Origin of the sequence: Mucilaginibacter sp. CAU 1740, from assembly GCF_039839285.1 — a bacterium.
In the GTDB taxonomy this organism is placed as follows: domain Bacteria; phylum Bacteroidota; class Bacteroidia; order Sphingobacteriales; family Sphingobacteriaceae; genus Mucilaginibacter.
Window position 1 is genome coordinate 52025 of sequence record NZ_JBDOQS010000014.1, and the last position, 26487, is coordinate 78511.

Sequence of the window (26487 nt, forward strand, 5' to 3'; positions counted from 1 at the left end):
CAATTATGAAAAATAAAATATTAATAGCGGTTACTTGTTTTTTAGGCTCGTCGATGGTGGTATCCTGCCAGGATTCATCGCACCAGCAAATGGTGGATATATTGCAAACGCTTAATAAGCGCAGTTTCACCATTACCCATCCTTTTAAGGAGGAAAAAAAGCTGGCTTATTGCGATTCGATGTTAACACTGGAAAAAAACAGCCAAAACCCGTATGTGTGGACTGAGAAGGCTTCGCTTTTATTAAAAGCCGGGCGCGAACAGCAATCGGTAGACGCTTATCAAAAGTTGATAGAAAAGCTCGATCCCATGTCACTTGATCAGTTAATGCCTTCTATCGGCATAGCCTACATGCGCCTTGGTGAGCGTACCAATTGTATGCTTAACCATACCGGTTCGTCGTGTATTTTTCCTATTAAGGATGATGGGATACACAAGATCCGCACGGGTTCAAAAACCGCTATTGATGTTTACAAGGAGATATTGAATATCCACCCCAATGATCTGGAATCGAGATGGCTGCTCAATATAGCTTATATGACCCTGGGGGATTATCCTCAAAAAGTGCCTAAAAAATTTCTGATCCCAAACTTAAACCGTGATAGCGCGGTTTATACCAAGCCATTTGTTGATATAGCCGGAAGCCTGGGCCTTAATATAAACGGCAGGGCAGGAGGTGCCATAACCGATGATTTTAATAATGATGGTTATCTCGATATTATCACATCGGGCTGGGATTTGAGCGACCGCATGCATTATTTCCAAAATAATAAAGACGGAACTTTTAGTGATAAAACTGAACAAGCCGGTTTAAAGGAAATAACCGGTGGCCTCAACATTCAGCAAATGGATTTCAATAACGATGGCTTTCTGGATATTTTTGTGCTGCGTGGTGCCTGGATAACAAATGAGTTTGGCAACCAGCCAAGTTCGTTGTTAAAGAACAATGGTGACGGAACATTTACTGATGTTACCATCCCCGCCGGATTGTTGTTTTTTCACCCAACCCAAACCGCAACCTGGGCCGATTTTAATAACGATGGCTGGCTGGATGTTTTTGTAGGTACAGAAAGTGTTAGCTCCAGTCCTAATGGTAATGTATCAAACTGTATGTTGTTCATCAACAACCATAATGGATCATTCACCAATATCGCGGATAAGGCTCATTGTGATATTTCGGCATTTGTAAAAGGAGTTGTCGCCGGCGATTATGACAATGATGGCAAGCCCGACCTGTTTATTTCAACCATGAATGGGCGTAAATATCTGCTGCATAATGTAAGCAAGGATGGTCAGGTTAATTTTGAGGATGTTACCGTTAAGGCCGGCGTTGATAATACCGAACGCACTTTCACTACCTGGTTTTTTGATTATGATAATGATGGCTGGCAGGATCTGGAGGTAAGTGATTATAACTTTGATCATGCCTTAAGCTACTACAGCGCGGCCGAGGCCTTAGGTAGACCTGTGCCAAACGCGGGCAACGTGTTTTTGTACCACAACAACCACGATGGTACTTTTACCAATGTTACTAAACAGGCCGGTTTAGATAAAGTGGTGTATAGCATGGGTGGCAATTTTGGTGATATTGATAACGATGGTTACCTGGATATGTACTTCGGTACAGGCAACCCCGACTTTAAATCGCTGGTGCCAAATAAGTTTTTCAAAAACATTGAAGGTAAGCGATTTGCAGATATTACATCATCATCGCGCATGGGCAACCTGCAAAAAGGGCATGGTGTAGCCTTTGCCGATCTGCGTAACCGGGGCTACCAGGATATTTTTGCGCAAATGGGAGGTGCTTATATAGGAGATTCATACACAAGTTCGCTATATTTGAATCCGGGAAATGATAATAACTGGGTAAGCCTTAAGCTTGAGGGTGTTAAAGCCAATAAAGCAGCCATTGGCAGTTCAATAAAACTTACCTTTACCGAAAACGGTACAAAAAGGAGCGTTTATAAAACTGTAAGTTCGGGCGGTAGCTTTGGCTCATCGCCGTTGAGGCAGGAGATTGGGATAGGGAAAGCGCAAAAAATTGACGATATTGAAATAAAATGGGCTGGAAGCGGCACAATTCAACATTTTAAAAACATTTTGCCTTGTCAGTTTTTATCTATTACCGAAGGTGTTGATAATTATAAGGTTACGCTATTGGCTAAGCTTACTTTTATTAACAAACAAGGGTTGATGTGCATGCCAATGACGGCCAGCAACCATTAATATTTAACGTACTTAAGTAATAACACCTAACAAGCTAAATTAAATCAACAATGAAAAAACTCCTGTTAATGTGCTTCCTTTTTATTGGGTTAGCAACAGTTGCGACAGCACAAACCAAAACAGCTACCGAGAAGGCGCAAGGCCTGCAAAAACAATTAAAACTTACGGATGCGCAAACAACTAAAATAGCAGCCATCTACACCGAATCGTCGCAGAAATTTGAAAAGATTAAAGCGGCTCATCATGGTGATAACACTAAAATGCTGGCAGCTATTAAGCCATTACGTACCGAAACTATTAAAAGCATCAAGGCTACGTTAACTAAAAAACAAGCCCTTCAATACGACAAACTGTTAGCCAGCGATAAAGCAGCCGGCGGCAGCGGTTGGGGCGATGGTTGGAGCGCAGGTCAATAAGGTCAACTTCTCTAACATAAAACATAAAGGGCCATGCAAAGCGAATATTTATTCGCTTTGCATGGCCCTTTTTTGTTTAGTTATTTTAAGGCTGATTTAAAACTGCAACACTTGAATCTGAAGAGGGGCGGGTTAGGAATACATCATGCGATTTATCGAATTAGCCCGGGTTGCTCCCTTAACAAAAACAATGGAAGTAAAGACTAAACTCCAGTTTTTTGGGAATTGCTGACAAAACTTGTGTTAATTATTAGTTAATGTCTATATTTAATGTTTTTATATTCAGAATTTTGTAGACTTTTATTAATGTTTTTGTTTGTCAATATAGATTACCTCCTGTCCAAATAAAGGCAAGTTTAAACCGAATGCTCATAGCTATATATTTTAAACCCCAGCCTACCATTTTGCTGGTTGGCTGGAGTTGTTAGCAGGCAGATCGTGTTGATGATCTGGCATCAGGCTAAGCAAATGTTGGTTAAAGCTTTACTCTAAACAACACCTTATTATAACGCTGTGAATTTGAAACTATGAATGATCACTTCAACGTTTTGACCATTTGTTGGTGCCGAGCCGTCATATAACCATAAATTCATATGCACAGGCATTGCCAATGTACTGATGGAGGTGCCTGGGCTGGTGAATGTAGCTGTTTGAAATTGATTGGCATCACCATCCTGAAAACCATAAAGGCTTTGCAGTTTAACGCTGGTGCTGGTCCTTTTAAAACGGTGTGTAGTGTAAGTGCCGTTAGGCGTTGTGAATGAAGCCGTATAAACGCCAGGACTGGCTGTAACACCAGTGGCTGGCCAAATGGTGTAGTTGAGGTTGTCCCAGGCGGCATTTCCCCAGCGGGCAATCTCAATATCCATTTCATCGTGCTGATCATTGCCCGAGTAATTGTACATACCCAAAACAATATTTTTATCGAACGAACCAATAGCACCTTCAACTTGCCACTGATAAGTACCATAGCCTAAACTTTGCTGGGTGTAAACTTCGGCACATTCCCAGTGCCCTGTTGACGCATTATACGCCGCTTTTAAATGCAGGTAGCCACTGGCATCAACCCAGGCGTTGGATGCGCTCCAATAGTTTGGTCCCGGAGAAACCTTACCGGCAGGGGCACTGATTACCCAGGTGTAACCACCGAATGACAGGGTAGCATCAGTTTTTTTCGCTTTCGGCGTAGTGGCAACGGTTTCGGGCGTTGTGGTTTTTACCGGCGAGTTTTCTTTTTTACAAGCAGTTACCATAACTGCAGCCAATAGTACTAAACAGATTTTTTTCATGGTTTTAAATGATTAACGAGTAAAAAAATAATGGGTTATAAAAGGCCTTTATGTTGTTGTTTTTCTTTTCAGGAAAAATCAGCTACTGTATCGTGTAATTTTTATACACAAGTGCAATGAATGTTTAACTTTTACCAAAACTTTTTGAAATATTTTATGAAGTTGTTTTGGAGGTTAGAAGAGATAGGAGGATTGGGGCTAAGAATTGAATGACCTCTTTAGAAAGGAATAAATAACGTGTCTAAAAAGGTTTGTCATCCTGAGTGAGTAAAAGCCGAGGCCTCTGAAGGAGATATGACATATCTCCGCCGTCGTGCCGAATTTATTTCACTGTTGTCCGGGGAACTTTCGTTTCCTATCTAAAAAACCTTTTTTAAGGCCTCAAAAAGGCCTTTTTTTATGCTGTTTTAAATGCAAGCCCCCTGTGTTTTTAAATTATTGAATCTCTTTTTAAAATCCGGCTGTCCGGTAAAAATTTAATCGAAACTAAGCTTTTCCTGCGGTTAGACCGTTTATGGTTGCGTTGTAGTGTTTCAAAAAGTTTTTAGTGTATAATATCGCAGCTATTTCGATACCGGCTGTCCGGTAAAACTTTTTGAAAAACCTTTCCCCGGACAACAGTGAATTTATTTCGGCATCCCATAGGACAGGTCGCCCGTTTTGCTTAGCATGATTGCTTATTAAGTGGGATGCTGAAACACGTTCAGCACGACCCACTTTTTAATTATGTCATCCTGAGGTACGAAGGATCTTCTTCAATAAGCATGTCCGCAATACAAGGCGAAGAAGATGCTTCGTGCCTCAGCATGACAAGGGTAAGAAATGTCTGCGTCCTTTGAAGAACGCGGTTTTGAACAAATCAATGATGCGAAATTTGAATAGTATTAGGATTGCAACAAATAGACAAAATCAACCCTCAACGAGTTTTCAAAAATCTAACCACCAATGTTAAGCAAATCACATCCCGCAATACTTTAATGGCGTTGTGCAGGGTGTTATAAACGGTGCGCTCGCTTAGTCCGGTTTGTTCCGAGATGTCTTTAAAAGATACAGCGTCAAAATAACGCAGGCGGATGATCTCTTTTTGGCGGGGAGATAATTGGTTAAGTGCTTTTTGTAACCGCTTTTTCATATGTTCATCGTGCTGGCTGGCTATCAATATCGATTCGTACGATTGTTCAACAGGGATAGCCTCTGCCGGGATATTGATCAGGTCGCTTGTTTGGGTTTCTTCCGAAAGCTGGAGATAGGTTTTGTATAAAATGCGTTTGTAGATGGTGAGCGTATATTGCTGCACATTTTGTACATCGGCAAGTTTGTGCTTTATACGCCATAGCTCGAGGAACAGGTTGTTGATCCCTTCTTTAACAAGCTCGGGGTTTTTATAGAGCGAAAGACCAAAGCGGTACAGATCGTCATAAAAAAGATTAAAGCACTCATAAAGCCCCTGCTTTTCACCTTCCGCAAGCAAAGCCCAGTTTTTAGCAATGTCCTTACTTTTAGGACCCATCAATACTGATTTTGATACTTCCATTTAAAGATTAAAAATTATTGAGGCTTGAGCAAATTTTGATGGTTTTTAAAATATTTTCAAAACTGCCTGATACTTATTGAATTATACAATTATACAGTTTAAAATTAAAAAGTAAAATTTATTTGGAAAAACATTGGTAAAAAAGAATAATCTACTGCACTTGTGTATAAAAGTTTCAATATATATTACACATGGACTATTCTTCATACCAAATAGAAGATTTTTTAACCGACGATAGCTTTATAGCGTATTGTTACGCGGAAAATGCTGAAGCTATTAAAAAGTGGGAAAATATAGCTGCTGAAAACCCAGGTATTGTCCAATTCATAAATGAAGCACGTGAATTATGCCTGCTATTAGGAATTAAGGTTGGCGCCGCCGAAAAAGCCGCCGCGCTTGATCACCTTAAACTTGCCCTTGAAGAAGTTGCCGTTGAAGAAGAACAACCCGAAAGCCGCATTATAGCTATGCGTAGTTATGTAATGCGATGGATAGCGGTTGCCGCTGCCATATTGATCATGGCAGGCGCGTTCACGGTTTATCAATTAAATACTAATCCTACAGGTGCAGCCCTTTACAGCGCGGCCAATGATCATAATTACACACTGATAGGCCAAACCAAAGCAGGCGAGCGTAAGTTTATCCATCTGCCTGATGGTAGTACCGCGCTGCTTAACGGCGCAAGCTCTTTAAAAATCGCTACCGACTATAATAACCACAACCGGCACTTGCTGTTAACCGGCGAGGCTTTTTTCTCAGTCACAAAAAATAAACATAAACCTTTTGTGGTAATCACCGGCAAAACCGCTACCACAGCGCTTGGTACCTCATTTAAGGTAGAAAGTTATGCTAATGCCGAAGTGGCCAGTGTAATGCTGGCAACCGGTAAGGTTAAGGTAGAGTGTACCCAGCCGGATCTGGAGGTCGCTGACGTAACGCTCATCCCCGGCCAAAAGGCTACTCTTTTTAAAGGTGATAAGGTATTTACCCAAACCAGTTTTGATAACAACGATCTGCAAAACTGGCTTAATCGCAAACTGGTATTTAAAGATGCTAACCTAACAGAGATCTCGGCGAAGATCAAAACCATGTACGGAATAACTATTGCCCCGGCAGATAAAGCAGGCGATGGTATTTCATTCACCGGTGAGTTTAGCGGCAAAGATATAAACGAAGTGCTTGAGGCTATTGGCTTCACCAATCATTTCACTTATAAACAGGATGGTAATACGATAAAACTGTTGTTCTGAAAACTAATTACCTGATTTTTCAAATTTCTTAAACCCAATTCATATGCAAAAACCACTACTTCATTCACGATTGCTTTCCTGGATGCTGCGGAGGATGATACCTTCAATATTATTGATCGTATCGTTTTCGGGGTACGCGCAGTCATCCACACAGGCTTACTCTTTTAACTGGAAAAACACGCCGGTACCGGCAGTATTTACCCAGATAGAGAAAGCAGCCGGCGTACATTTTTCTTATAACCCTAAAGATCTTGATCTGCAAAAAAAGATCAACCTTACTATTAACAAACAAAGCCTGCCACAGATAATCGATCTGGTGAGCAAGCAGCTGCATGCCCAATACAAAATTGTAGGCGAAACGGTAATGATCCAATCAGAAAAGCCACCTGCAAAAGTAACTGCAGAGGTTGCGCCGGATTTTAACCTGACTGGAAAAGTAACCGACGAGCAGAACCTGCCGTTGCCGGGCGTTACCATAGTAAACACTACCAAAAACAAATCGGCCGTAACTAACGAGACGGGCAGTTTTGTGATTGCTGTAGCCAATGGCGATGTCGTAACTTTTGCTATGATGGGCTATGAAACCAGTTCCATCATTGCTACCGATAAGGCGAAAACAGTAAAGATCACCCTCAAAACCAAATCAACCGAACTGAATACCGTTGTGGTAACCGCTCTCGGCATTAAAAGGGAAGAGCGTTCTTTAGGTTACGCCACCGCAGAGGTAGATGGTAATGATCTGCGCCATGCCCGCGAACCAAACGTGATCAACTCGCTGGCCGGTAAGGTTCCGGGCTTGATTATTAATAGCACCGCCGGCGGTCCTGCCGGTTCATCAAGGGTCATTATCAGAGGTAACACCAGTATCACCGGCAATAACCAACCGCTTTATGTGGTTGATGGTGTGCCGATAGATAACTCGAACTATGGCCAGGTAGGCGGCGGTAAATACTCGGGAGGTTTTGATTTTGGCGACGCTATTTCGGCCATCAACCCGGATGATATCGATAAGATCTCCGTGCTGAAAGGCCCATCGGCTTCGGCGCTGTACGGTAGCCGTGCCGGTAACGGTGTAATATTGATCACTACCAAAAAAGGTAATTCAAAAAAAGAGCTGGGCATTGAGGTAAACAGCACTTCATCTATCGAAAACCAGCTTACCCATTATAACGATTACCAATATATCTACGGTCAGGGTACTGCCGAGCAAATGGTGGTCGATCCATCGCAGGCAAAAAATACGCTGTTTAACAACTTTGGCCCAAGGCTTGATCCTAATTTGCAGGTGATAGGTTTTGATGGCAAGTACCGTCCGTATGCGCTGGTGAAAAACAACATCGATAACTTTTTTCGTACAGGTGCTACAACTACCAATAATGTAGCGTTTTCCAATTCGAACGATGTTTCAAACTTTCGCCTGTCGGTAACGGATATGCGCAGCCGGGATATTGTACCGGGCAGTAACCTGCGTCGCAATACTTTTAACTTTAATGGCAGTTCCAAATTTGGCAGCAAAATAACCCTTTCGGCCAAAGTAATGTACCTTAACGAGGATGTGGTTAATCGCCCGGCACTGGCCGACGATCCCGGAAACATAGGTAACGCCTTTGTTGGCTTAGCCAATAACGTTGACCAGGCCTACTTTAAAAACGGCTATAAAGACAGCGAAGGCAATTACGTAGATTGGGGCGGCGGCCAGTACCGTTTAGACCCATACTGGGTAATAAACGAAATGCGGAACGAAACCCGTAAAAACCGTTTCATAGGTACTTTACAAGGTAATTATATCATTACCAGCTGGCTTAATTTGCAAACCCGTATCTCTACCGATTTTACTTATCTAACCTACAATAAATTTAGCCCGCGCACTACACCTGGTGCTTTGGCCGGTGAGTTGGATCAGTTTGATCAAAAATTAGGCACTACCGAGGGCGATGCGTTATTAACCGCCCAGAAACAGGTTAGCAAATCGCTTAATGTGGCTTTACGCTTAGGCGGTAGTTTCTCAAGGATAGATAACCCCGGTACAACTTCAACTTTTATTAATCTGAACGTTCCGGATGTGATTAGCCCGAATAGCTTTTCGGATAAAGCCGTGGTTGAAAATCATTACCGCAAACGTAATAATGGCGCTTATGCTTTGTTGAGTTTAGGTTATAAATCATACCTATACCTTGATGCGAGTGTACGCAGGGATGCATCATCAACCTTGCCAAAAGATAATAACAGCTATACCTATCCTTCGGTAGCGGCCAGCTTTGTTTTCTCCGATTTTTTTAAGATCGATCCATCGATCCTGTCATTTGGTAAGTTAAGGGTGTCTGCTGCCGAGGTGGGTAACGATACCGATCCGTACCTGTTAAACTTAAATTATAACCTGTACCCGCAAACCTTTAACGGTACATCGGTAGGTGGGATAGCCAGTACTGTATTGCCTAATAAAAATCTGAAACCCACCCGTACCAAATCATTCGAGATAGGTACACAGTTAAAGTTTTTTGGAGAGCGCTTAGGGCTTGATGTTTCTTACTATAACTCCAAATCGCGCGATCAGATCAATTTGGTGCCTGCGCCCTTATCATCAGGCTTCGCGCAGCAATTGGTTAACGCTGGTGTAATAGGCAATAAAGGTGTGGAGATAGCCTTGAACGGTTCGCCGATTGCTACCAGAGATTTTGGCTGGGATTTGAATGTCAACTTTGCTAAAAATACCAATACTGTATTATCACTGGCTGAGGGTATCCCGTACCTGTCGCTGTCTGACGCACGCTGGTTAGGCGTATCAGTAGTGGCTAAACCAGGCTCGCCTTATGGTGCTATTTTAGGGTTTGATTATGAGCGTGATCCGCAAGGTAATATCGTTCTCGATCCTCAAACTTTAGCCCCTAAACAAGCTGCCGAACGTAGCGTATTGGGTAAAGGTACCTGGAGCTGGACAGGCGGTTTAGTAAATAACTTTCACTACAAAAGCTTTGGTTTAAGCGCCGTTATTGATATTAAACACGGTGCCGATCTGTTTTCGATGACTAACATGTTCGCCATTATTCGCGGTAGCCACGTATCTACATTACCTGGCCGTGCCGAGTGGATCAAATCTGAAGAGCAACGCCAAACCGCCGGCATGACCATCGATCAATGGCGTGCGGCAGGTAGGGTACAAGGCTATGTGCCGCAAGGTGTACTGCAAACAGGTACCGATGCAAATGGAAACCCTATCTACACAAAAAATACTACCGCGGTTGATCCGTCAAACTACTGGTCGCAGTTTTACAGCGATGGTAACGGTGTAGCTACTCCTTTTATTTACGATGCCAGCTACATCAAAATGCGCGAGATCACGGTGAGCTACAGGTTCCCGGCAAATGCCATTTCAAAGCTGGGTATTAAAGATCTGATGGTGGCTGTGGTAAGCCGTAACCCTTTTATTATTCATAAAAATGTTCCGAATGTTGATCCCGATTCAAACTACAACAATGGTAACGGGCAAGGCCTGGAATATGGTTCATTACCTTCAAGAAGGAGCTGGGGCTTTAACCTCAATTTCAGGTTTTAACAGGTGTATAATTTAAGAACAAGCAACATGAAAAAAACTTTTAACAAATATACATTGGTCGCGCTCCTTACACCGCTATTGCTCTTTTCGTGCAAAAAGTTTGGAGATGTAAATACCGACCCTACAAAATCATCCAACCTCGACCCTATAAACCAACTTAATTTAGTTGAGTTGCGATTTGGCGGCGATGTAACCATTAATGAACGTACCAGCATTATCCTCACTATGCCCATGGCACAGCAAATAGGCGGTGCGTATTATACCCGCTATGGCAGTGCCTATATCGAAAACAGGCAATACATGTCTGAACTTTGGGAGCTTGGCTATCCTAATGATGTTTTAAACATAGTTGATGCTGTACAGCGTAGCACCGCCAAAGCCAACTTGAATGCCATCTGCCGCATTATGAAGGTGTATGTTTTTGCGAGGTTAACAGATCTGTATGGAGATATCCCATATACGCAAGCCGGCAAAGCTTATATTGATGGCACGGTACGCCCTAAGTTTGATACGCAAAAAGATATCTATACCGACTTTTTTAAAGAACTGAAAGCCGCTTCCACCCAGCTTGGTACAGGTACAGATGATGTTGCCACCGAGCTAATATATCACGGCGACCTTACCAAATGGAAAAAGTTTGCCAATTCATTGCGATTACGCCTGGCTATGCGTTTGATAAAGATTGATGAGGCAACAGCCAAAGCAGAGGCAACGGATGCTTTCAATGCCGGGGTATTAACCAGCAATGATGATATCTGCAAGCTGGATTATAACAACATTACTAACGGCTACTCAGAGATCAGGGGCAACGGTGTATCGGTTGGTATCAATCAATACCAGGACGATGGCCGTCCGAGGGTTTGTACGACTTTGCTCGATCAGATGAAGAGTACCAACGACCCCCGTTTAAACTATATCCCCCGTGCATACTGGGTTAACCCCGATAAACTGACCGACAGGCTTGATGTTACTGCCCAGGTGAGGGCGCAGGTTGGCCTGATAGGTGTAGGGCCGGGTAAATATAACTACGATGATTTTTTAGGGCCGATCAATATTGATTATCCCGGTCGCGGTACGCTATCGGTTCCAAACGGCGGACAAAAAGTGCAGCTGGCCGATTTTATGGTACGCAGCGATGCCCCATATTTCCATATGACCTATGCCGAGGTTGAATTTTTATTAGCCGAAGCCAATACCCGCTGGGGATTAACCTTGGGCGGTACAGCCAAGCAGCATTTTGAAAACGGTTTGGAAGCGGCCTGCGCTCAACTGGCTTTATACCCAACCGGCCCAACATTAACCGCTGCCGAGATCCAGAAATTTAAACAGGATAACCAGCTTGCGCCGGGTAAAGAACTACAACAGATAGATACCCAGATCTGGATAGCACAACTGATGAACGGCCCGGAAGCTTATGCCACCTGGCGCCGTACCGGTTTCCCGATATTGGTACCGGGTGTTACTGTCGAATCGGACGTGACCACTATACCTCGCAGGTTTGAATATCCATTAACCGAGCGCGAACAAAACTCGGCCAACATAGCCGCTGCAATTACCGCCCTGGGTGGTAAGGATACCTGGACAGCGCATGTGTGGTGGGATAAACAATAAATTGATATAAACGATAACAAATGAAGATGTTAAAAAATAAGGCACTGATAACTACGATAGCTTTTGTATTGCTCAACATTATTGGTTGCAAAAAAAGCGACGTAAAGGCCGAAGTTAAACCTGATACTACAACACCAACGGTAACTACAAACTTTAGGGTGGTGGGTTATTTGAGGTACGAGGGCAACCTGCTTAACGAAGCAAAAGCTATTGATATGGGTAAAATAACCCACCTCAACGTAGCTTTTATCAACCCGGATGCTGATGGAAATTTTACGGTAGATGCCGATCTGAAACAGGTTGCAATTCTGGCTCATAATAGCAAAGTGCAAATTTTGGCCTCAATAGCAGGGGGGATACCTCCTGCGTATTTCAGCACGCTGATAACCCCGGCTATGCAGCCTAAATTTATTGCCGGTTTATTAAAACTGGTTGATGATAATTTGCTGGGTGGGATTGATGTAGATATTGAGCAGGACCTTATTGATAATAACTACGAATCGTTTGTTACCGCTCTTGCTGCAGCTTTAAAAGCTAAAGGAAAGCTTACAACCGCGGCTGTGGCCACTGTTTATGCAACCAAATATTCAGACAATGCTTTAGCTAAGTTGGATTTTATCAACATCATGTCGTACGATAAAACAGGGCCTTGGAACCAGGCAAACCCTGGTCAGCATTCGCCTTATAGTATGGCAGTTGAGGATCTGGCTTATTGGAATGGCACGCGCGGTATAGCTAAAGAAAAACTGAGCTTAGGCGTACCTTTTTACGGCTACGGCTTTGGCAAAAACGCGCCCGAGTCACTTGCTTTTAGCGAGATCATCACCGCTTATCCCGGTTCTGCGGATAAAGATCAAGTGACGGTTAGCGGTGGCGGTATTGTTTATTACAACGGTATCCCAACCATCAAATCAAAAACAGAGCTGGCTTATGAAAAGGCAGGTGGTATCATGATCTGGCAGTTGCGCCAGGATGCTACAGGGGCCAACTCACTGCTTGGCGCAATAAATACGGTGATCAAATCACATTCAAAATGATCAATTACTATTTAAAAAATATTAAGCATGAAAAAAATTAAGTATGCACATGCACCGGTATTAATGCTGGTATTGCTGATGGCATTTGCCGGATGCAAAAAAGACGAGGTGAAAGACCAGGAGGCGGCTAATCCGATCTACCCAAGGATCTTTGATAACCTGCGGGTATTTGGCTCAAACCAGATCATAGATGAGGGAACAAGCGCGAGTTTTACCGGCGTATTATTTACCCCGGCTAAAAAAGTAAAAATAAGCTGGCAGGTAAACGGCAAGGAAATGTCGAGCGATGAGTCGTTCAAATTTACGCCTACAGCGGGCGGCGAATACACCATTAAACTGGTGGCTACCTACAATGGCGATTCTACATCGCGCCAAACCAAGGTGCTTGTTAATCCATCTACCTATACTTTTAAACCATATACTAAAGTGGCGCTGGCCAACTTAACCGAAGATGGCACCGCCGCCGATGTGGTTTGGAGCAATATTACGCACCTGGAGTACCAGGTAGGTAAAGTAGCGGCCGATGGTACGCTTGATGTATCAAAAGGAAACGTTAACCAACATGCCAAAGAGATAGTAGCCCGTGCACATATTGCAGGTGTTCCGGTATTGATGGGTATCAGCGGCCACCTTTCGGGAATTGATGGCTGGGCTATTTATGAAAGCAATGATTTCGGTACAGCTATCCGTAACCCAACATCTATGAAGCTGCTTATTGATTCGGTAAAAGCTTACGTGGCCAGTAAAAAAATGGACGGGGTAGATATTTATATGACGGATATTAACTCTGGCAACGCGCCGGATAACATTCATGCTATCGGTCCGTTTTTAGCAGCGTTGAAAGCCGCCTTGCCTGCTGCTGCAATAGTTACAGTTACGGCATCGGTAAATTATCAGCATTGGGAATACCCCGATCTGTCAAAAGCCGATTGGGTAAATATCCATGCTTTTGAAGACAATATTCACATCGGCCCCGATGCCCCGGTAGGGCAGTCGTCAAGTTATGATTTCATGGTATCCGGCGCGCAGATCTGGACAAACTTCCACCTCCCGGCCAGCAAGCTGGTTATCGGCATCCCTGCTTTCGGCTTACGTTATAACTCACTTAACGCGGCAGGTAATAATGAAAGCTGGGGATCATACGATTACATGACCTATAAAGCCATTGTGGCCGCAGATCCGGCAAACGCAGGTAAAGAAAAAGCTGATATTGCCAAAGGTGTATATTATAATGGTGTGCCGCTGGTAACCCAAAAAACCAGCTTTATAAAGGCTGGTGGTTATAAAGGCGCTTACCTGTGGGCGGCCGATTATGACGCGACAGGTGCCAATTCGCTAATGGCGGTTATTTATAACGGACTGAAATAACTTAATACCCCGCTAATACTTAATCTCAGCTCCCTGTTATTGGAAAATAACAGGGAGTTTTTTTATGAGGCTTGATCCGGCTGGTGATACATGAATATGGTAAAATCCTCCGGCGCATAATCGTCAAGCATAACTACTTTGGGGCTTAAGGACTGGCAGTAGTTTAATATCACGGCCGGGTCATATGCTACCAGGGATCCTTTGCCCGAGATTTCCCGTAAAAGGTTAAAGCCAAATCCTATTCGGGATGCTTCATATAGTGTTTTGATGGCCCGGAAAATATAGTCTTTACCACCCACATTATAATTGAGCGATCCGCTGGCGAATACGTAATCGGAAATTGGCAAGGCTTCTACCATAAAGTCAACCCTTCGAAGATCTATTGCCGGGAAAGCCGTTGTTGCTTTTATAAATAATTCTTCAACCTGTTCAATGCCTATATAGCCTGCAAGGTTTGGATAGCGTTCTTTTAAAAAGGGATACAGATCGGCGTAGCCACAACCGGCATCAAGCACGGTGCGATGGTTAAGATCGCCAATGCGGGCCAGGGCTTCAAACCTTACCAATTGATCTGCCGTTTCCCGCCAGCCAAGCGCGAGGCTGCTGTTAAGCCCATGCCTGTTTATCATGGTTTGGTGGTAGCGTTGCACCCGGTTCCGGGTTTTAAACCAGTTTAGTTTCATGGTAGTTAGAGGTAGATGGAATCAAGCCATGGTAATCTAAAGGTAATTGCTCTGTTTGTGGGCGTATCTAAAATTACAACCGTAGTTTGGTATGTACAAGGATCAATTTTGCCACAAGCAACACGGTAGGATAGTGCTTGAAATGAGGTTTAAGATGTTTAACAGCCAATGAGATCTGATTTTCAACAGCACGTTTTGAGATGGATAACCGCTCGGCAATTTCGCTGTTGCTGAGTTGGCTTACCCTGCTCAAAAGAAAGATCTCTTTACATCTTGCGGGGAGTTTATCCAATAACTTATCCAGATCGCTGCTTAATTCATTCTCCTGGATATTGCTTTCGGCATTATTGTAAACCACGCTTAAATCATCCAGTTTTTCATAATCCTCTACATATTTTACCGGCGATGTACTGTTTGCCTTGATAGCGTTATACACACGGTAGCGCGCTGCTGATGTGAGATAGTTTTTAAATGTGATAATGTTTAATGCCTCCCGCTTTTCCCAAATGTTAACGAATATGTCGTTCACAATAGCCATACAGGCATCTGTATCATGTAAATAAGAAAAGGCTTTTTTATAAACCACCTCCCAGTAACGATCATAAAGCTGGTTAAAGGCCTTTTTATCATGGCGTTTAACGGCAGCAAATAAATCTTCGTCTGTTTGTTTGGTATAGTTCATTTAAAAGGATCCCGATATAAGCTTGAACCGTGCAATTTAACAACAAAGTTGTATTGTATGGGTGCTTTATGGATGGTTTGAAAAAAATCTAAAAAAAATAAAAAAAGTATGTGAGTTCCTGGCGGGAGAGTTGTCTATAAGAGTAACCGTTATAGCCATGTCTTACGAAGAATTTATTAAATTATACGAGCGCTGCACGTTGGGCACCTGCACGCCTGAAGAGCAAAAATTATTTGAAGAATATCGTGATAGCTTCGATCTGTCGGATACACCCTGGATCTCGGAGTACGGAGATAAGGCGGCAATTGAGAAACGCCTGAAAATAGATCTGCACAACAGGATTTCTGAAAAACCGGTAAAAAGGCTTATCCCGGCACGCTGGTGGGCTGCCGCGGCAGTAATAATATTCGCCTTGGGTGGGTTGATTGGCGGCATCAAATACTTAGGCGGAAACAATAAGCCTTATGAACTGGCGTCTGATAAAAATATCATCAAACCGGGCGGCAACAAAGCCATGCTAACCCTTGCCAATGGAACACAAATTATGCTTGATGGTCCGCAAAAAGGTCACTTGTTCACTCTTAACCATGTTTCTGCCTCTAATAATGCGGATAGCAGCGTGGTTTATCAAAAAAGCTTATCCAATACAGGCAACGCTCGGCAAGTTTATAACACACTTTCAACTCCCCGCGGTGGTAAGTACCAGCTGATATTAACCGATGGTACTAAAGTTTGGCTGAATGCCGGTAGTACTATAAAGTATCCGGTTGATTTTACAGGAAATGAAAGAGCGGTAGAATTATCGGGCGAAGCATACTTTGAAGTGGCTCATGATTCGCGCAGGCCATTTAAAGTAGCTGGGGCTGGTCAGGTGGTACAAGTGTTGGGTACTCATTTCGATGTAAATGCATATCCTGATGAAAGCATAGTAAAAACAACCCTGCTGGAAGGTAGCGTTAAAGTTTCCGGGAAAAGCCTAAGCGCTAACGTCCCATCAATCATCATAAAACCAAATGAGCAGGCCATTTTCAAAAACGATCAGCTATCCAAAACAACTGTTGATGCAGATGAATTTGTGGCTTGGAAAAACGGCGTGATCATATTTAAGGATGCTGATATCCGTGATGTGATGCGCAAAATTTCCAGGTGGTACAATGTTGAAGTGGAATATCAGGGCGAAATGGGCAACGACACTTATAACGGCGAGATCCCGAGGAACGCGGCTTTTTCTGAAGTGCTCAGGATCCTCAAGCTTGATGATATCAATGTAAAACTGAGTGGACGAAAACTTATCGTTTCTCAGTAATAACTACGCCTCAAAAAAACAATTATAAAACCAATAACCAATTATTAACCTCAAAACCCAAATTACGATGAAGAAAAAAGATACTTAAAAAGCTCCATCAAAATCCCGTTCCAAAAAAATGCCGGAAGTGCTTCCAACACTACCGGCACCGTCCGCTTGCGCGGTAGTTTCTGGATCAGGGATTAATAGAAAACCGACGAAGTTTACTTTTTAACCAAACCAAAAACCAAACGAAACTATGAAAATTAATCTACGTAGTTCAAAAAACTGCGAATTTCTGTTTTTAAGTCGAAGAACATTTTTAGTGATGAAGCTAATTATTTTGTTAACGATTGCTTTTACCTTACAGGTTAAAGCAGATGTGTTCGCCCAAAAGATCACCCTGAATGAAAACGGGGTATCGCTCGAGAAAGTACTAAAGGATATCAATAAGCAAAGCGGCTATACTTTCTTTTATAAAAATAAGCTGTTGCAAAATTCGCCGCAGGTATCTATCAATGTTAAAGATGCTGATATCAAGGATGTACTTGATGTTTTATTAAAAGGCCAGGCGCTATCCTACAGCTTTGCCGAAAAAACCATTGTAATTAAGGGTAACGGAGAAACAGCCTCAGCAGACGCAGATAAAAGCCTGCCTGCTGCGGCTAACATTGATGTTAAAGGAACCGTGGTAGATGAAGCCGGTAGACCATTGCCGGGCGCTTCGGTAAAAATTAAAGGAACAGGGCAGGGGATGACCACTAATGAAAAGGGTGAATTTGCCTTTAAAAATATCCCTGATAACAGCACACTGGTTATTTCCTTTATAGGCTATACCACTAAAGAAGTACCTGCAGCAAAAGATCTCGGTATTATCGGGCTTGTCCCGGGTACCGGCTTGCAGGAAATTGTTGTAGTAGGCTACGGCACCCAACGTAAGGAACGCGTTACCGGTGCCATAGTATCTGTAGGCACAAAGGAATTGCAGCAAAGCCCGGTTGCTAATTTAAGCAACGCTTTGGCCGGCCGTTTACCAGGTTTATTAACGGTTCAAAATAGCGGTGAGCCGGGTGCTGATGGTTCATCTTTGAACATCAGGGGTTTTGGTACAACCAATAATTCGGCTCCGTTGGTTTTGGTTGATGGGATCCAGAGGGATTTTAGTGGGATAGATGCCAATGAGGTAGAAAGTGTGAGTATCCTGAAGGATGCGGCATCAACCGCTATTTACGGTATTCAAGGAGCCAACGGTGTTGTGTTGGTGACTACTAAAAGAGGTAAAATAGGAACATCAAGAATTTCGGCAACGGCGCAGAACGGCTGGCAATCGCCAACTTCTTTGCCTCATTATGTTGATTCATACACAGGCCGGAAGCTTTATAAAGAGGGCCTGGTTAACGATGGCCTTTTTGCCGATACCAGCGCTTACACCGATGTTTTATTGAATAAATACCGCGACAGATCATTCCCGGCATATCAGTATCTATACCCTAATGTCGACTGGACGAAAACCATGTTGAAGCCATTTTCATACCTATCGCAGGGTAATTTGAACGTGACGGGTGGTACCGAAAAAACACGGTATTTTATCTCGTTATCATACCTGCAGCAAAATGGTTTATATAATTATGAAGACGCGGTAAGCCAATACGATATCCAGGCCATTACCCACAAATACAACTTTCGTTCAAATATCGACCTAAATTTGACCAAAAACCTGTCGATGGAACTTAACCTCGGCGCTATTGTTTACGACAGGAATTATCCAGGTGCCAATGCCTCGCAGATCTTTAATGATATCAAACAAACACCCGCTTGGTATTATCCTATAACCAATCCGGATGGCTCGCCGGGTGCAGCGCCAAATACCAATCAATCACCTTACGTCGACCTCACACAATCTGGTTATCAACGTAACTTTGAAACCTCGCTACAATCAACAGCAGGTTTTAAATGGGATCTGGGCTGGCTGACCAAGGGGTTAAGTACACGTGTTCGGTTATCGTTTGATAATGACAACTTCCGAAATGTGAATAGGTCTCTATCTAACATCACTTATCAATATTTACTGAACCAGGGAGTTGCTGATACGGAAACCGATCTTGCTGCTAACGGCCATTACGTTATAGTGAACAATGGTACCAATACGCTTGGTTATGATGTAAACGCCAATGGTTCGCGCCGCACTGTATTGGAAGCTTATATCAACTACGACCGCGATTTTGGTAAGCACTCGGTAAAGGCCATGGCTATCTATAACCAATCGAGTTTTTTTGATGCCGTGGGCGGTGGCGTGGCAAACGCGAGAGCTGGTTTGCCTTACAAATACCAGGGCGTATTGGGCCGTGCTGCTTATGCATATGATGACCGTTATCTTGCCGAGTTTAACTTTGGCTATAATGGTTCTGAAAACTTTGCCGCGGGCCATAGGTTTGGATTTTTTCCCGCGGCTTCTGTAGGTTGGATAGCATCAAATGAGCATTTTATTAAAGATAATTCTTCGCTTAGCTTTATCGACCAGATCAAATTACGGGGATCATACGGTATTGTTGGTAATGACAAGATAGGATCGAGTAGGTTTCTTTATTTAAGTTCATGGGTAACAACAGATGATAAATATAGGTTTGGTTTTAATAGCAACGGAAACAGCTATACCGGTTACGTTGAAGGGCAGGCCGGTAATACATTATTGACATGGGAAAGGTCCAAAAAATTAAATGTGGGCCTTGATCTGAGTTTATGGAAAGGGATGTTCTCTCTTTCGGCAGATGTATTTAAAGAGCGCCGTAACAATATCCTGGCCACCTCGCAATTAATTCCGGCGTTTATAGGTTTGCCGCAAATCCCAGCTGTTAACGCGGGCATAACCGATAACAAGGGTTATGAAATATCGCTAAGCCACAGGCACGAGTTTAGCAAAAAGCAAGGGTATAGCATTACCATTAATTACGCTTACGCTACTAACAAGATCCTGTTTTATGCCCAGCCCGATTATCCCGGCCGTGAATGGCAGGCTTTGAAAGGGACAAGTATTAACCAGATTTACGGCTATACCTCCCTCGGGTTGTTTAAAAGCCAACAGGATATTGATAACAGTCCTTCGCAAGCAAGCCTTGGTGTTACCAAACCAGGTGATATAAAATATAAAGACCTAAATGGCGACGGCGTTATCAATAGCCTTGATGCCGGTTATCTGCCTGGCAAAGTAGCCAATCCAAAATCGCAATTTGGTGTGGCGCTGGGTTATCATTACGCCAATTTTGATTTGAGTGTGTTGTTTCAAGGCGGTTTAGGCGGCTCTACTTTACTTTCAGGCTCAGGGGTGTATGCCTTTTCACGCTTTGCCAGTTCGTTAGTGCAGGTAGTTGATAACCATTGGGTGGCTTCGAACCCCGATGTCAATTATATGTTCCCGCGAATTTCATCGGCCGATAACGTGAACAATCAGCAAGCCTCTACCTTCTGGACCTATTCATCAAATTATATTCGTTTAAAAACGGTTGAATTAGGTTACACCTTACCATCAACCTGGATGAAAAAGATAGGAATTGAGAATGCCCGCCTTTTTGTTAACGGCATTAACCTGTTAACCTGGAGCAAGCTTAAAGATTTCAACTTCGACCCGGAAATAGGCAACAACGGTACCGGAACCTATCCGCAGCAAAAAGTGATCAATGCCGGTTTAAGGTTTACATTTTAAAATATTCAACATGAAAAGCAATAAATTTATATATCTGTTTTTAATTACCTGTATTTCTGTTGTTTCCTGCAAGAAATATCTCAACGTGGTGCCAACGGAGCTGGTTACGCAAGACGCTGTTTTTAGTAACATCACCAATGCCGAAGGTGCCTGGAACCATTTATATGCATCCTTAAACAATAACGATATCCAATACATTTACGGAGGGGGAACGGTTTTAGGCGCTTGTACTGATGAGTGTAAAAACCACTGGGAAAATGTACCCGAACTGGCTTTTAATTCTGGCGCCTGGAACGCTACTAACAACTCGCTCGATATCTGGTCCAGGGCTTATCAATATATCCGTTCATCAAATATATTTTTGGCGAGTATCGATAAAACACCAATCCCTGCTTCAAGGAGTGATTACTATACGCCGCGCATCCCTCTTTACAAGGCGGAAGCAAGGTTTTTGCGTGCCAACCAGTATTTTGAATTATTCAGAAGGTATGGCGCTGTTCCGTTGGTGAATACGGTTTTAGCAACAACAGATCCGGCAGCTACTACAACAACAAGAAACACCGTTGATGATGTGGTAAAGTATATAACATCGGAATGTGATGCCATTGCCGAAATTTTGCCTGTAAGTTACGCCAGTGCATCTGCAGATTACGGACGTATTACCAAAGGTGCCGCATTAGCGCTAAAAGCCCGTACTTTACTTTACGCTGCCAGTCCGCTGTTTAATGGTAATAGCATGTACGCCGGCGTTAAAAATGCCGATGGTACGCAGTTGTTCCCTCAAACTTATGATAACAATAAATGGTTACTGGCAGCTAACGCGGCTAAGGCGGTATTGGATATGAACGCCTATTCATTATCCAATCCAAACCCATCAAACCCGGTTGATAATTACGCGCAGTTGTTTTTTACGAGGAATTATGATGAGATCATTTTGCCTTATATCATGGGGAATAACCGGAATTTTGAAGGTAACTATATGCCCAACGGCCGTGATGGCAACGCTGTTAATGGAAACGGAAAAATGAGCGTATTCCAGGAGCTGGTTGATTCGTACGAAATGAATAACGGTAGGCCGATAACAGATCCGCAATCAGGATATCAAACTACCGGCTTTTGGAATGGACAATTATGGGATGGTGTACGCAATACCGCGGTATCCAATATATCAAATATGTATAAAAACCGCGATCCCCGTTTTTACGCCACTATATTTTTTCAGTATGGTGTTTGGAATTATACCAACAATGCAAGGCCATTAAAATTTGCCTGGTTTGGCAATAATGGCGGTGGCTGCGATGGCTGGCCTAAGCCGGGCACCAATTGCGAAACCGGTTACAACTGGCGCAAATGGGCCGATCCTAATGTTAATTTAAAAGGCAGTGGTGATGCAAACCGTAATTTTCCGTTGATACGCCTTGCCGAGATCTACCTCATTTATGCTGAGGCAATGAATGAGTATTCGGCAGCTCCTAATAGCGATGTGTATAATGCGGTAAACGCTGTAAGGAGCCGTGTATCTATGCCTGGCTTGCCTATCATCGCATCAGATAATACCAAAGAGGGTATGCGCAAAAGGATCCAAAACGAAAGGCGCGTTGAGTTCGCTTTCGAAAATCAGCGCTTTTGGGATGTGCGCCGTTGGCTGATAGCCAAAACTACCGACAATGGAAATATGCACGGTATGAACGCGAGGCCAACTCCCGAAGAATTGAGTTCGACCGGGTTAGATGCTAACAGCGAAGCCGCTGGTGTGGCGGTATTTTATAAAACAGTTGTTGATCAAACCCGTGTTTTTGCCGACAGGCATTACCTGATGCCGATACCTCAAACCGAGATCAATATTGATCCGGCATTGGTACAAAACTATGGATGGTAACCTAAACCCAGATAACGGTGCTTGTTCTTTTTACCAGCTACTTAAATTGATATCTGCGTAAAAGATCAAGCCCGGTCAATTGATAAAGCGGCTGTTATGAATAATGCAGCCGCTTTACATCAATTGAACAAGGCAAGTAAATGCTTAGTGGGACTTACGTTTTAATTTAATAGTCACCCTTATTTTTTTCTTTTAATATCAATTACAACCGGATTTTTTATCCGGCCGGATATGCTATGCGCTGTCCATAGTATTCTTAATCACAATTTAAATATTCATTTATATGTTTAATACCCATAAACAAAAACTAATCATAACCTTCCGAACGGTAGTTTGGGCGCTTGTGCTGCTCACTACTAAAACATACGCCCAAAGCGGCAATCAGCTAACGCCCGATCCTAAAGCGGTAATACAAATGGGGAACGCCCGGTTCACGGTACTTACTGATCAACTGGTAAGGTTGCAGTGGGGGCAGCCCGCCAGTTACGATAACAGGGCCTCGCTGGTTGTAGTTAACCGGAAGTTACCTGTGCCCTCATTCGTTACACGTACTCAAGACAATTGGTTTTACCTCAAAACGAGTAAAGTAGAACTTGCTTATAAAGTCAACTCAGGAGCTTTCGATAGCACCAACCTGAAAATCCGTTTTTTGAACGCTGATACTGTATCATGGAAACCGGGACAAAAACAAAAGTTCAACCTAAAAGGAACCTCACGCACATTGGATGGGCAGGATGGCGAAATGAACCTTTACAGTAATCAGAAACTTCAGTTGGAAGATGGCATCCTTGCCCGGGATGGCTGGTTTTTCCTGGATGATTCTCAATCGCTAAGGTTGGATAATTCGGATTGGCCGTGGGTAACTACGCCCGGTGCACCCAAATTGGACTGGTATTTCATGGCTTATGGCGATGACTATAAATCGGCATTGTTGGATTTTAGCAAAATTGCAGGCCGTGTGCCGATGTTGCCTCGATATGTATTCGGTTATTGGTGGTCGAGATATTGGAGTTATTCAGACAATGAGCTTCGCGAGTTGGTCCAAAATCTCAAACGGTTTGATGTGCCTACCGATGTTTTAGTGATTGATATGGACTGGCATACCAAGGGCTGGACAGGCTACACCTGGAACAAAAACCTTTTCCCGGATCCTGCCGGTTTCCTAAAATGGACAAAAGAAAATCATTTAAAAACAACATTGAACCTGCACCCGGCAGACGGTATCCAACCAACAGAAGAGCGCTATAACAGCTTTGCCACCTACATGAAGGCAGACTCATCTCAAAAGAAAGCGGTTCCGTTTGAAGCATCGAATAAAGCCTTTATGCGTGGCCTTTTCGATATTGTGTTAAGGCCGATAGAAAAAGGAGGCGTTGATTTCTGGTGGCTGGACTGGCAGCAATGGCCAAATGATAATAAGATCCCGGCGTTGAGCAATACCTGGTGGCTTAACTATACCTTTTTTACGGATAAGGCCATGCATGGTCAAACCCGGCCTTTATTGTATCACCGCTGGGGAGGCCTGGGCAACCATCGTTACCAGATAGGCTTTTCGGGGGATACTTTCATGTCGTGGGAATCGCTGGCTTACGAACCTTATTTTACAAGTACGGCCTCTAATGTATTGTATAGTTACTGGAGCCATGATATTGGCGGTCACATCCTCAAAGGAAATGAAAAAGGGGTAGAGCCAGAGCTTTATACCCGCTGGTTGCAATATGGCGGTTTCAGTCCCATTATGCGTACCCACTCTACCAAAAACGCGGCTATAAAAAAGGAGATCTGGAATTTCGGTCCGGAGTATGCCAAAGCCCAGCATGATGCTATCAGGCTTCGATACGCGCTTGTGCCCTACATCTACACCATGTCCAGGAAAACATTTGAAACCGGTATCGGGCTTTGCCGACCGATGTATTACGATTATGCTAAACAGCCGGAAGCATATAATTATAAAGAAGAATATATGTTTGGCGATAATATGCTGATCAGGCCGGTAACAACACCATCTAAGGATGGATTCGCTACAGTTAAGGTTTGGCTGCCTGCCGGTAATGATTGGTACGAATGGCACACCGGAACGCTGCTAAAAGGCGGACAGGTTGTAGAACGCTCTTTTTCTATAGATGAATACCCGGTTTATGTGAAAACCGGTTCGGTAATACCAATGTATAATGACCAAATACAAAACCTCGATCAAAATCCCAACAATTTAACCATCGGGATCTTCCCAGGCGGCAGCGGTAAGTTTCAGCTTTATGAGGATAACGGAAATGATAAGGGTTATGGAAAGGAGTTTGCCACCACAAGCATATCAACACAAAATTCAGGTACCGAACAGATAATGAATATAGGCCCGGCTACAGGTAATTATCATGATAAGCTTTCACGCAGAAAGTTTACCGTTAAACTGTTCGGTACTCAACCTCCTTCAAAAGTATTACTGAACGGTAAATTGATTCAGTTCGATGCTGATAAACGTGATGGCAGCTGGAATTACGATGGTACTAATTTGTGTTTAAATATCTTGTTGCCTACTCAGGATTGTAAAGTTGCACAGCAAATACGTATAACTTATGGCACTGTACCAGCACCCGAGATAACGGCAGGGCTTATTGAAAAATTTAAACGCCTAACAATGATCACAGCCGCGCTAAAAAGTGGTGATAATGGTAACGAAGGCATGTACATCCCAAAAAATCTTGGTATTGTGGAAGAAACCAATCGTTTATTGAGTTATCATCCGGATAATTTTCAAATCTACATGAAGCAGTTTGAAAACGCTTACAAGCTTATTCCGGATGAGCTAAAATTGATAAGGCAGGTGGATGAGCAGAAAAGGAGCAAGTTGATAAACCTACTTCCATAAACAGAATACTTGATTTTATCGTCCTGCCGGAGATAATGTACCGGATAAGCTTATCTACCTAAAATAGAGAAAGCCCTGATATGATACAGGGCTTTCTTTGTTAAAACAGTAATTAAAACTGTGCGATTATTTTTCCGCGTTTTTCTTTTCGGTTACGTCTTTACGTACGTCAGATGCAATTGCTTTAATTTGTTGTAAAGCGTTGCGTAAACGTGTGCCGGCAGCTTTATTGTTTTTTTCGTAAAACGCTTGGCCTTCTTTTTCTGCGGTCTCAACAAGAGCCTTTAATTCTGCTAATTTTTCCATGTTTCTTTCTAAATAAGGGGTGAAAGATACTAAAAGATTCTAATTAGCAAATTAGTTTTGATTTAACACAACTGTTAGGAATGGTTGGGCAATGTGGCCTCTGTTGATTGTGGGGGCGGTTAAATCCATCAAGCTTTGTCAATATTTCTATCGCGCCAATTCAGGAACGTTGGCAATGCCCGCTTTTTGCGTAAGGCGGGTATCTACATAAGCCTGGGTTGGAATTATGTTTCTAATCGTTTTCTAATCTCGTTCTAATCGTGTATTAATTTGATTGTGGTTTGATTGTTAAAAATGGCAATTTTATATCTTTTTTGAGTGTTTTTTGATTTGTTTTTACAGGTCTTAGTGTAACGAATTGTTATATTTGCAACAGTGGATTTAGTTAGTTTTTTAAGACGGACATCGGTAAAGGGAATTTTGGGGGTATTGCTCATTGCAATGTTCGCCGTAAAATCGTGCGATGTATTTGTCCACTATTATACTTCTCATAGCAAATCCGCGTCTACCGATAATCCCGCCGAAAATGAAAAAAACAGCGGGGATGAAAATCGTGATCTGGCCGAAAAAAATTTCGAGAAAAGTGGGAAAAAGCTTTATTCCTGCTTTGATAATGCCATTTTATTCAACTCTGTTATTTGGGTAACCTCCTTATCGGGGCCTGAACATGTTTATTGTTTCAGTTTCTTTAAAGAACATTTCCGGGAAATACTTACTCCGCCTCCCGATGCATTCTTAGTATAACACGCATTTATTCCGGGCTTACACGTTGCCGCTTGTCGCGGAGGATTTGTTGTGGATCG

General features: G+C 43.0%; 17 protein-coding genes. 12 read left to right on the forward strand and 5 right to left on the reverse strand.

Annotated elements, in window-relative coordinates; all coding sequences use genetic code 11:
• Window positions 1–5: 5 nt before the first annotated feature.
• On the forward strand, window positions 6–2225 hold the full coding sequence (locus tag AAFN85_RS25310) for a CRTAC1 family protein (protein ID WP_347530595.1): 2220 nt from the start codon (window positions 6–8) through the stop codon (window positions 2223–2225).
• 50 nt (window positions 2226–2275) lie between these two features.
• On the forward strand, window positions 2276–2641 hold the full coding sequence (locus AAFN85_RS25315) for a hypothetical protein (protein WP_347530597.1): 366 nt from the start codon (window positions 2276–2278) through the stop codon (window positions 2639–2641).
• 503 nt (window positions 2642–3144) lie between these two features.
• On the opposite strand, the gene AAFN85_RS25320 is transcribed toward AAFN85_RS25315, so the two are convergent.
• Complete coding sequence (locus AAFN85_RS25320; protein ID WP_347530598.1) at window positions 3145–3930, reverse strand: glycoside hydrolase family 16 protein; 786 nt, start codon at window positions 3928–3930, stop codon at window positions 3145–3147.
• 916 nt (window positions 3931–4846) lie between these two features.
• Window positions 4847–5464 carry a sigma-70 family RNA polymerase sigma factor gene (locus AAFN85_RS25325; protein ID WP_347530599.1) on the reverse strand — a complete coding sequence of 206 codons (618 nt, stop codon included), beginning with the start codon at window positions 5462–5464 and terminating at the stop codon, window positions 4847–4849.
• Between the two features lie 191 nt (window positions 5465–5655).
• On the opposite strand from AAFN85_RS25325, the gene AAFN85_RS25330 reads away from it, so the two are divergent.
• From AAFN85_RS25330 to AAFN85_RS25350, 5 genes are read left to right on the forward strand one after another with little or no spacing between them, the layout of a single operon-like run.
• On the forward strand, window positions 5656–6714 hold the full coding sequence (locus AAFN85_RS25330) for a FecR domain-containing protein (RefSeq protein ID WP_347530600.1): 1059 nt from the start codon (window positions 5656–5658) through the stop codon (window positions 6712–6714).
• 43 nt (window positions 6715–6757) lie between these two features.
• Window positions 6758–10267 carry a SusC/RagA family TonB-linked outer membrane protein gene (locus AAFN85_RS25335; RefSeq protein ID WP_347530602.1) on the forward strand — a complete coding sequence of 1170 codons (3510 nt, stop codon included), beginning with the start codon at window positions 6758–6760 and terminating at the stop codon, window positions 10265–10267.
• A gap of 27 nt (window positions 10268–10294) precedes the next feature.
• Entirely contained in the window at window positions 10295–11878 is a 1584-nt protein-coding gene (locus tag AAFN85_RS25340) for a SusD/RagB family nutrient-binding outer membrane lipoprotein (RefSeq protein WP_347530604.1), read from the forward strand.
• Between the two features lie 20 nt (window positions 11879–11898).
• Window positions 11899–12915 (forward strand): glycosyl hydrolase family 18 protein, encoded by a 1017-nt coding sequence (locus AAFN85_RS25345; RefSeq protein WP_347530605.1) that lies wholly within the window; start codon window positions 11899–11901, stop codon window positions 12913–12915.
• Between the two features lie 27 nt (window positions 12916–12942).
• Window positions 12943–14283, forward strand: coding sequence for a glycosyl hydrolase family 18 protein (locus tag AAFN85_RS25350; protein ID WP_347530606.1), 1341 nt, complete (start codon window positions 12943–12945; stop codon window positions 14281–14283).
• A gap of 62 nt (window positions 14284–14345) precedes the next feature.
• On the opposite strand, the gene AAFN85_RS25355 is transcribed toward AAFN85_RS25350, so the two are convergent.
• A complete protein-coding gene (locus AAFN85_RS25355; protein WP_347530607.1) occupies window positions 14346–14966 on the reverse strand; it encodes a class I SAM-dependent methyltransferase in 621 nt (206 codons plus the stop codon).
• Between the two features lie 73 nt (window positions 14967–15039).
• Window positions 15040–15648, reverse strand: a complete 609-nt coding sequence (locus AAFN85_RS25360) for an RNA polymerase sigma-70 factor (RefSeq protein ID WP_347530608.1) — start codon at window positions 15646–15648, stop codon at window positions 15040–15042.
• 157 nt (window positions 15649–15805) lie between these two features.
• Between AAFN85_RS25360 and AAFN85_RS25365 the strand changes: the two genes are divergently transcribed.
• The 4 genes from AAFN85_RS25365 to AAFN85_RS25380 all read left to right on the forward strand — a co-directional run bounded on the left by AAFN85_RS25365 (window position 15806) and on the right by AAFN85_RS25380 (window position 25378).
• Window positions 15806–16954: a FecR domain-containing protein gene (locus tag AAFN85_RS25365; protein WP_347530609.1), complete on the forward strand. Its 1149-nt coding sequence runs from the start codon at window positions 15806–15808 to the stop codon at window positions 16952–16954.
• 238 nt (window positions 16955–17192) lie between these two features.
• Complete coding sequence (locus tag AAFN85_RS25370) at window positions 17193–20633, forward strand: TonB-dependent receptor (RefSeq protein ID WP_347530610.1); 3441 nt, start codon at window positions 17193–17195, stop codon at window positions 20631–20633.
• 10 nt (window positions 20634–20643) lie between these two features.
• Entirely contained in the window at window positions 20644–22512 is a 1869-nt protein-coding gene (locus tag AAFN85_RS25375) for a RagB/SusD family nutrient uptake outer membrane protein (RefSeq protein WP_347530611.1), read from the forward strand.
• A gap of 283 nt (window positions 22513–22795) precedes the next feature.
• The gene (locus AAFN85_RS25380) at window positions 22796–25378 is read left to right on the forward strand and encodes a TIM-barrel domain-containing protein (RefSeq protein WP_347530612.1); all 2583 of its coding nucleotides are present in this window, start codon (window positions 22796–22798) and stop codon (window positions 25376–25378) included.
• 126 nt (window positions 25379–25504) lie between these two features.
• Here AAFN85_RS25380 and AAFN85_RS25385 read toward each other — a convergent pair whose 3' ends face one another.
• The gene (locus tag AAFN85_RS25385) at window positions 25505–25684 is read right to left on the reverse strand and encodes a histone H1 (protein WP_347530614.1); all 180 of its coding nucleotides are present in this window, start codon (window positions 25682–25684) and stop codon (window positions 25505–25507) included.
• Window positions 25685–26059: 375 nt separating this feature from the next.
• Here AAFN85_RS25385 and AAFN85_RS25390 point away from each other — a divergent pair, with 375 nt between their 5' ends.
• A complete protein-coding gene (locus AAFN85_RS25390; RefSeq protein ID WP_347530615.1) occupies window positions 26060–26428 on the forward strand; it encodes a hypothetical protein in 369 nt (122 codons plus the stop codon).
• Window positions 26429–26487 lie beyond the last annotated feature (59 nt).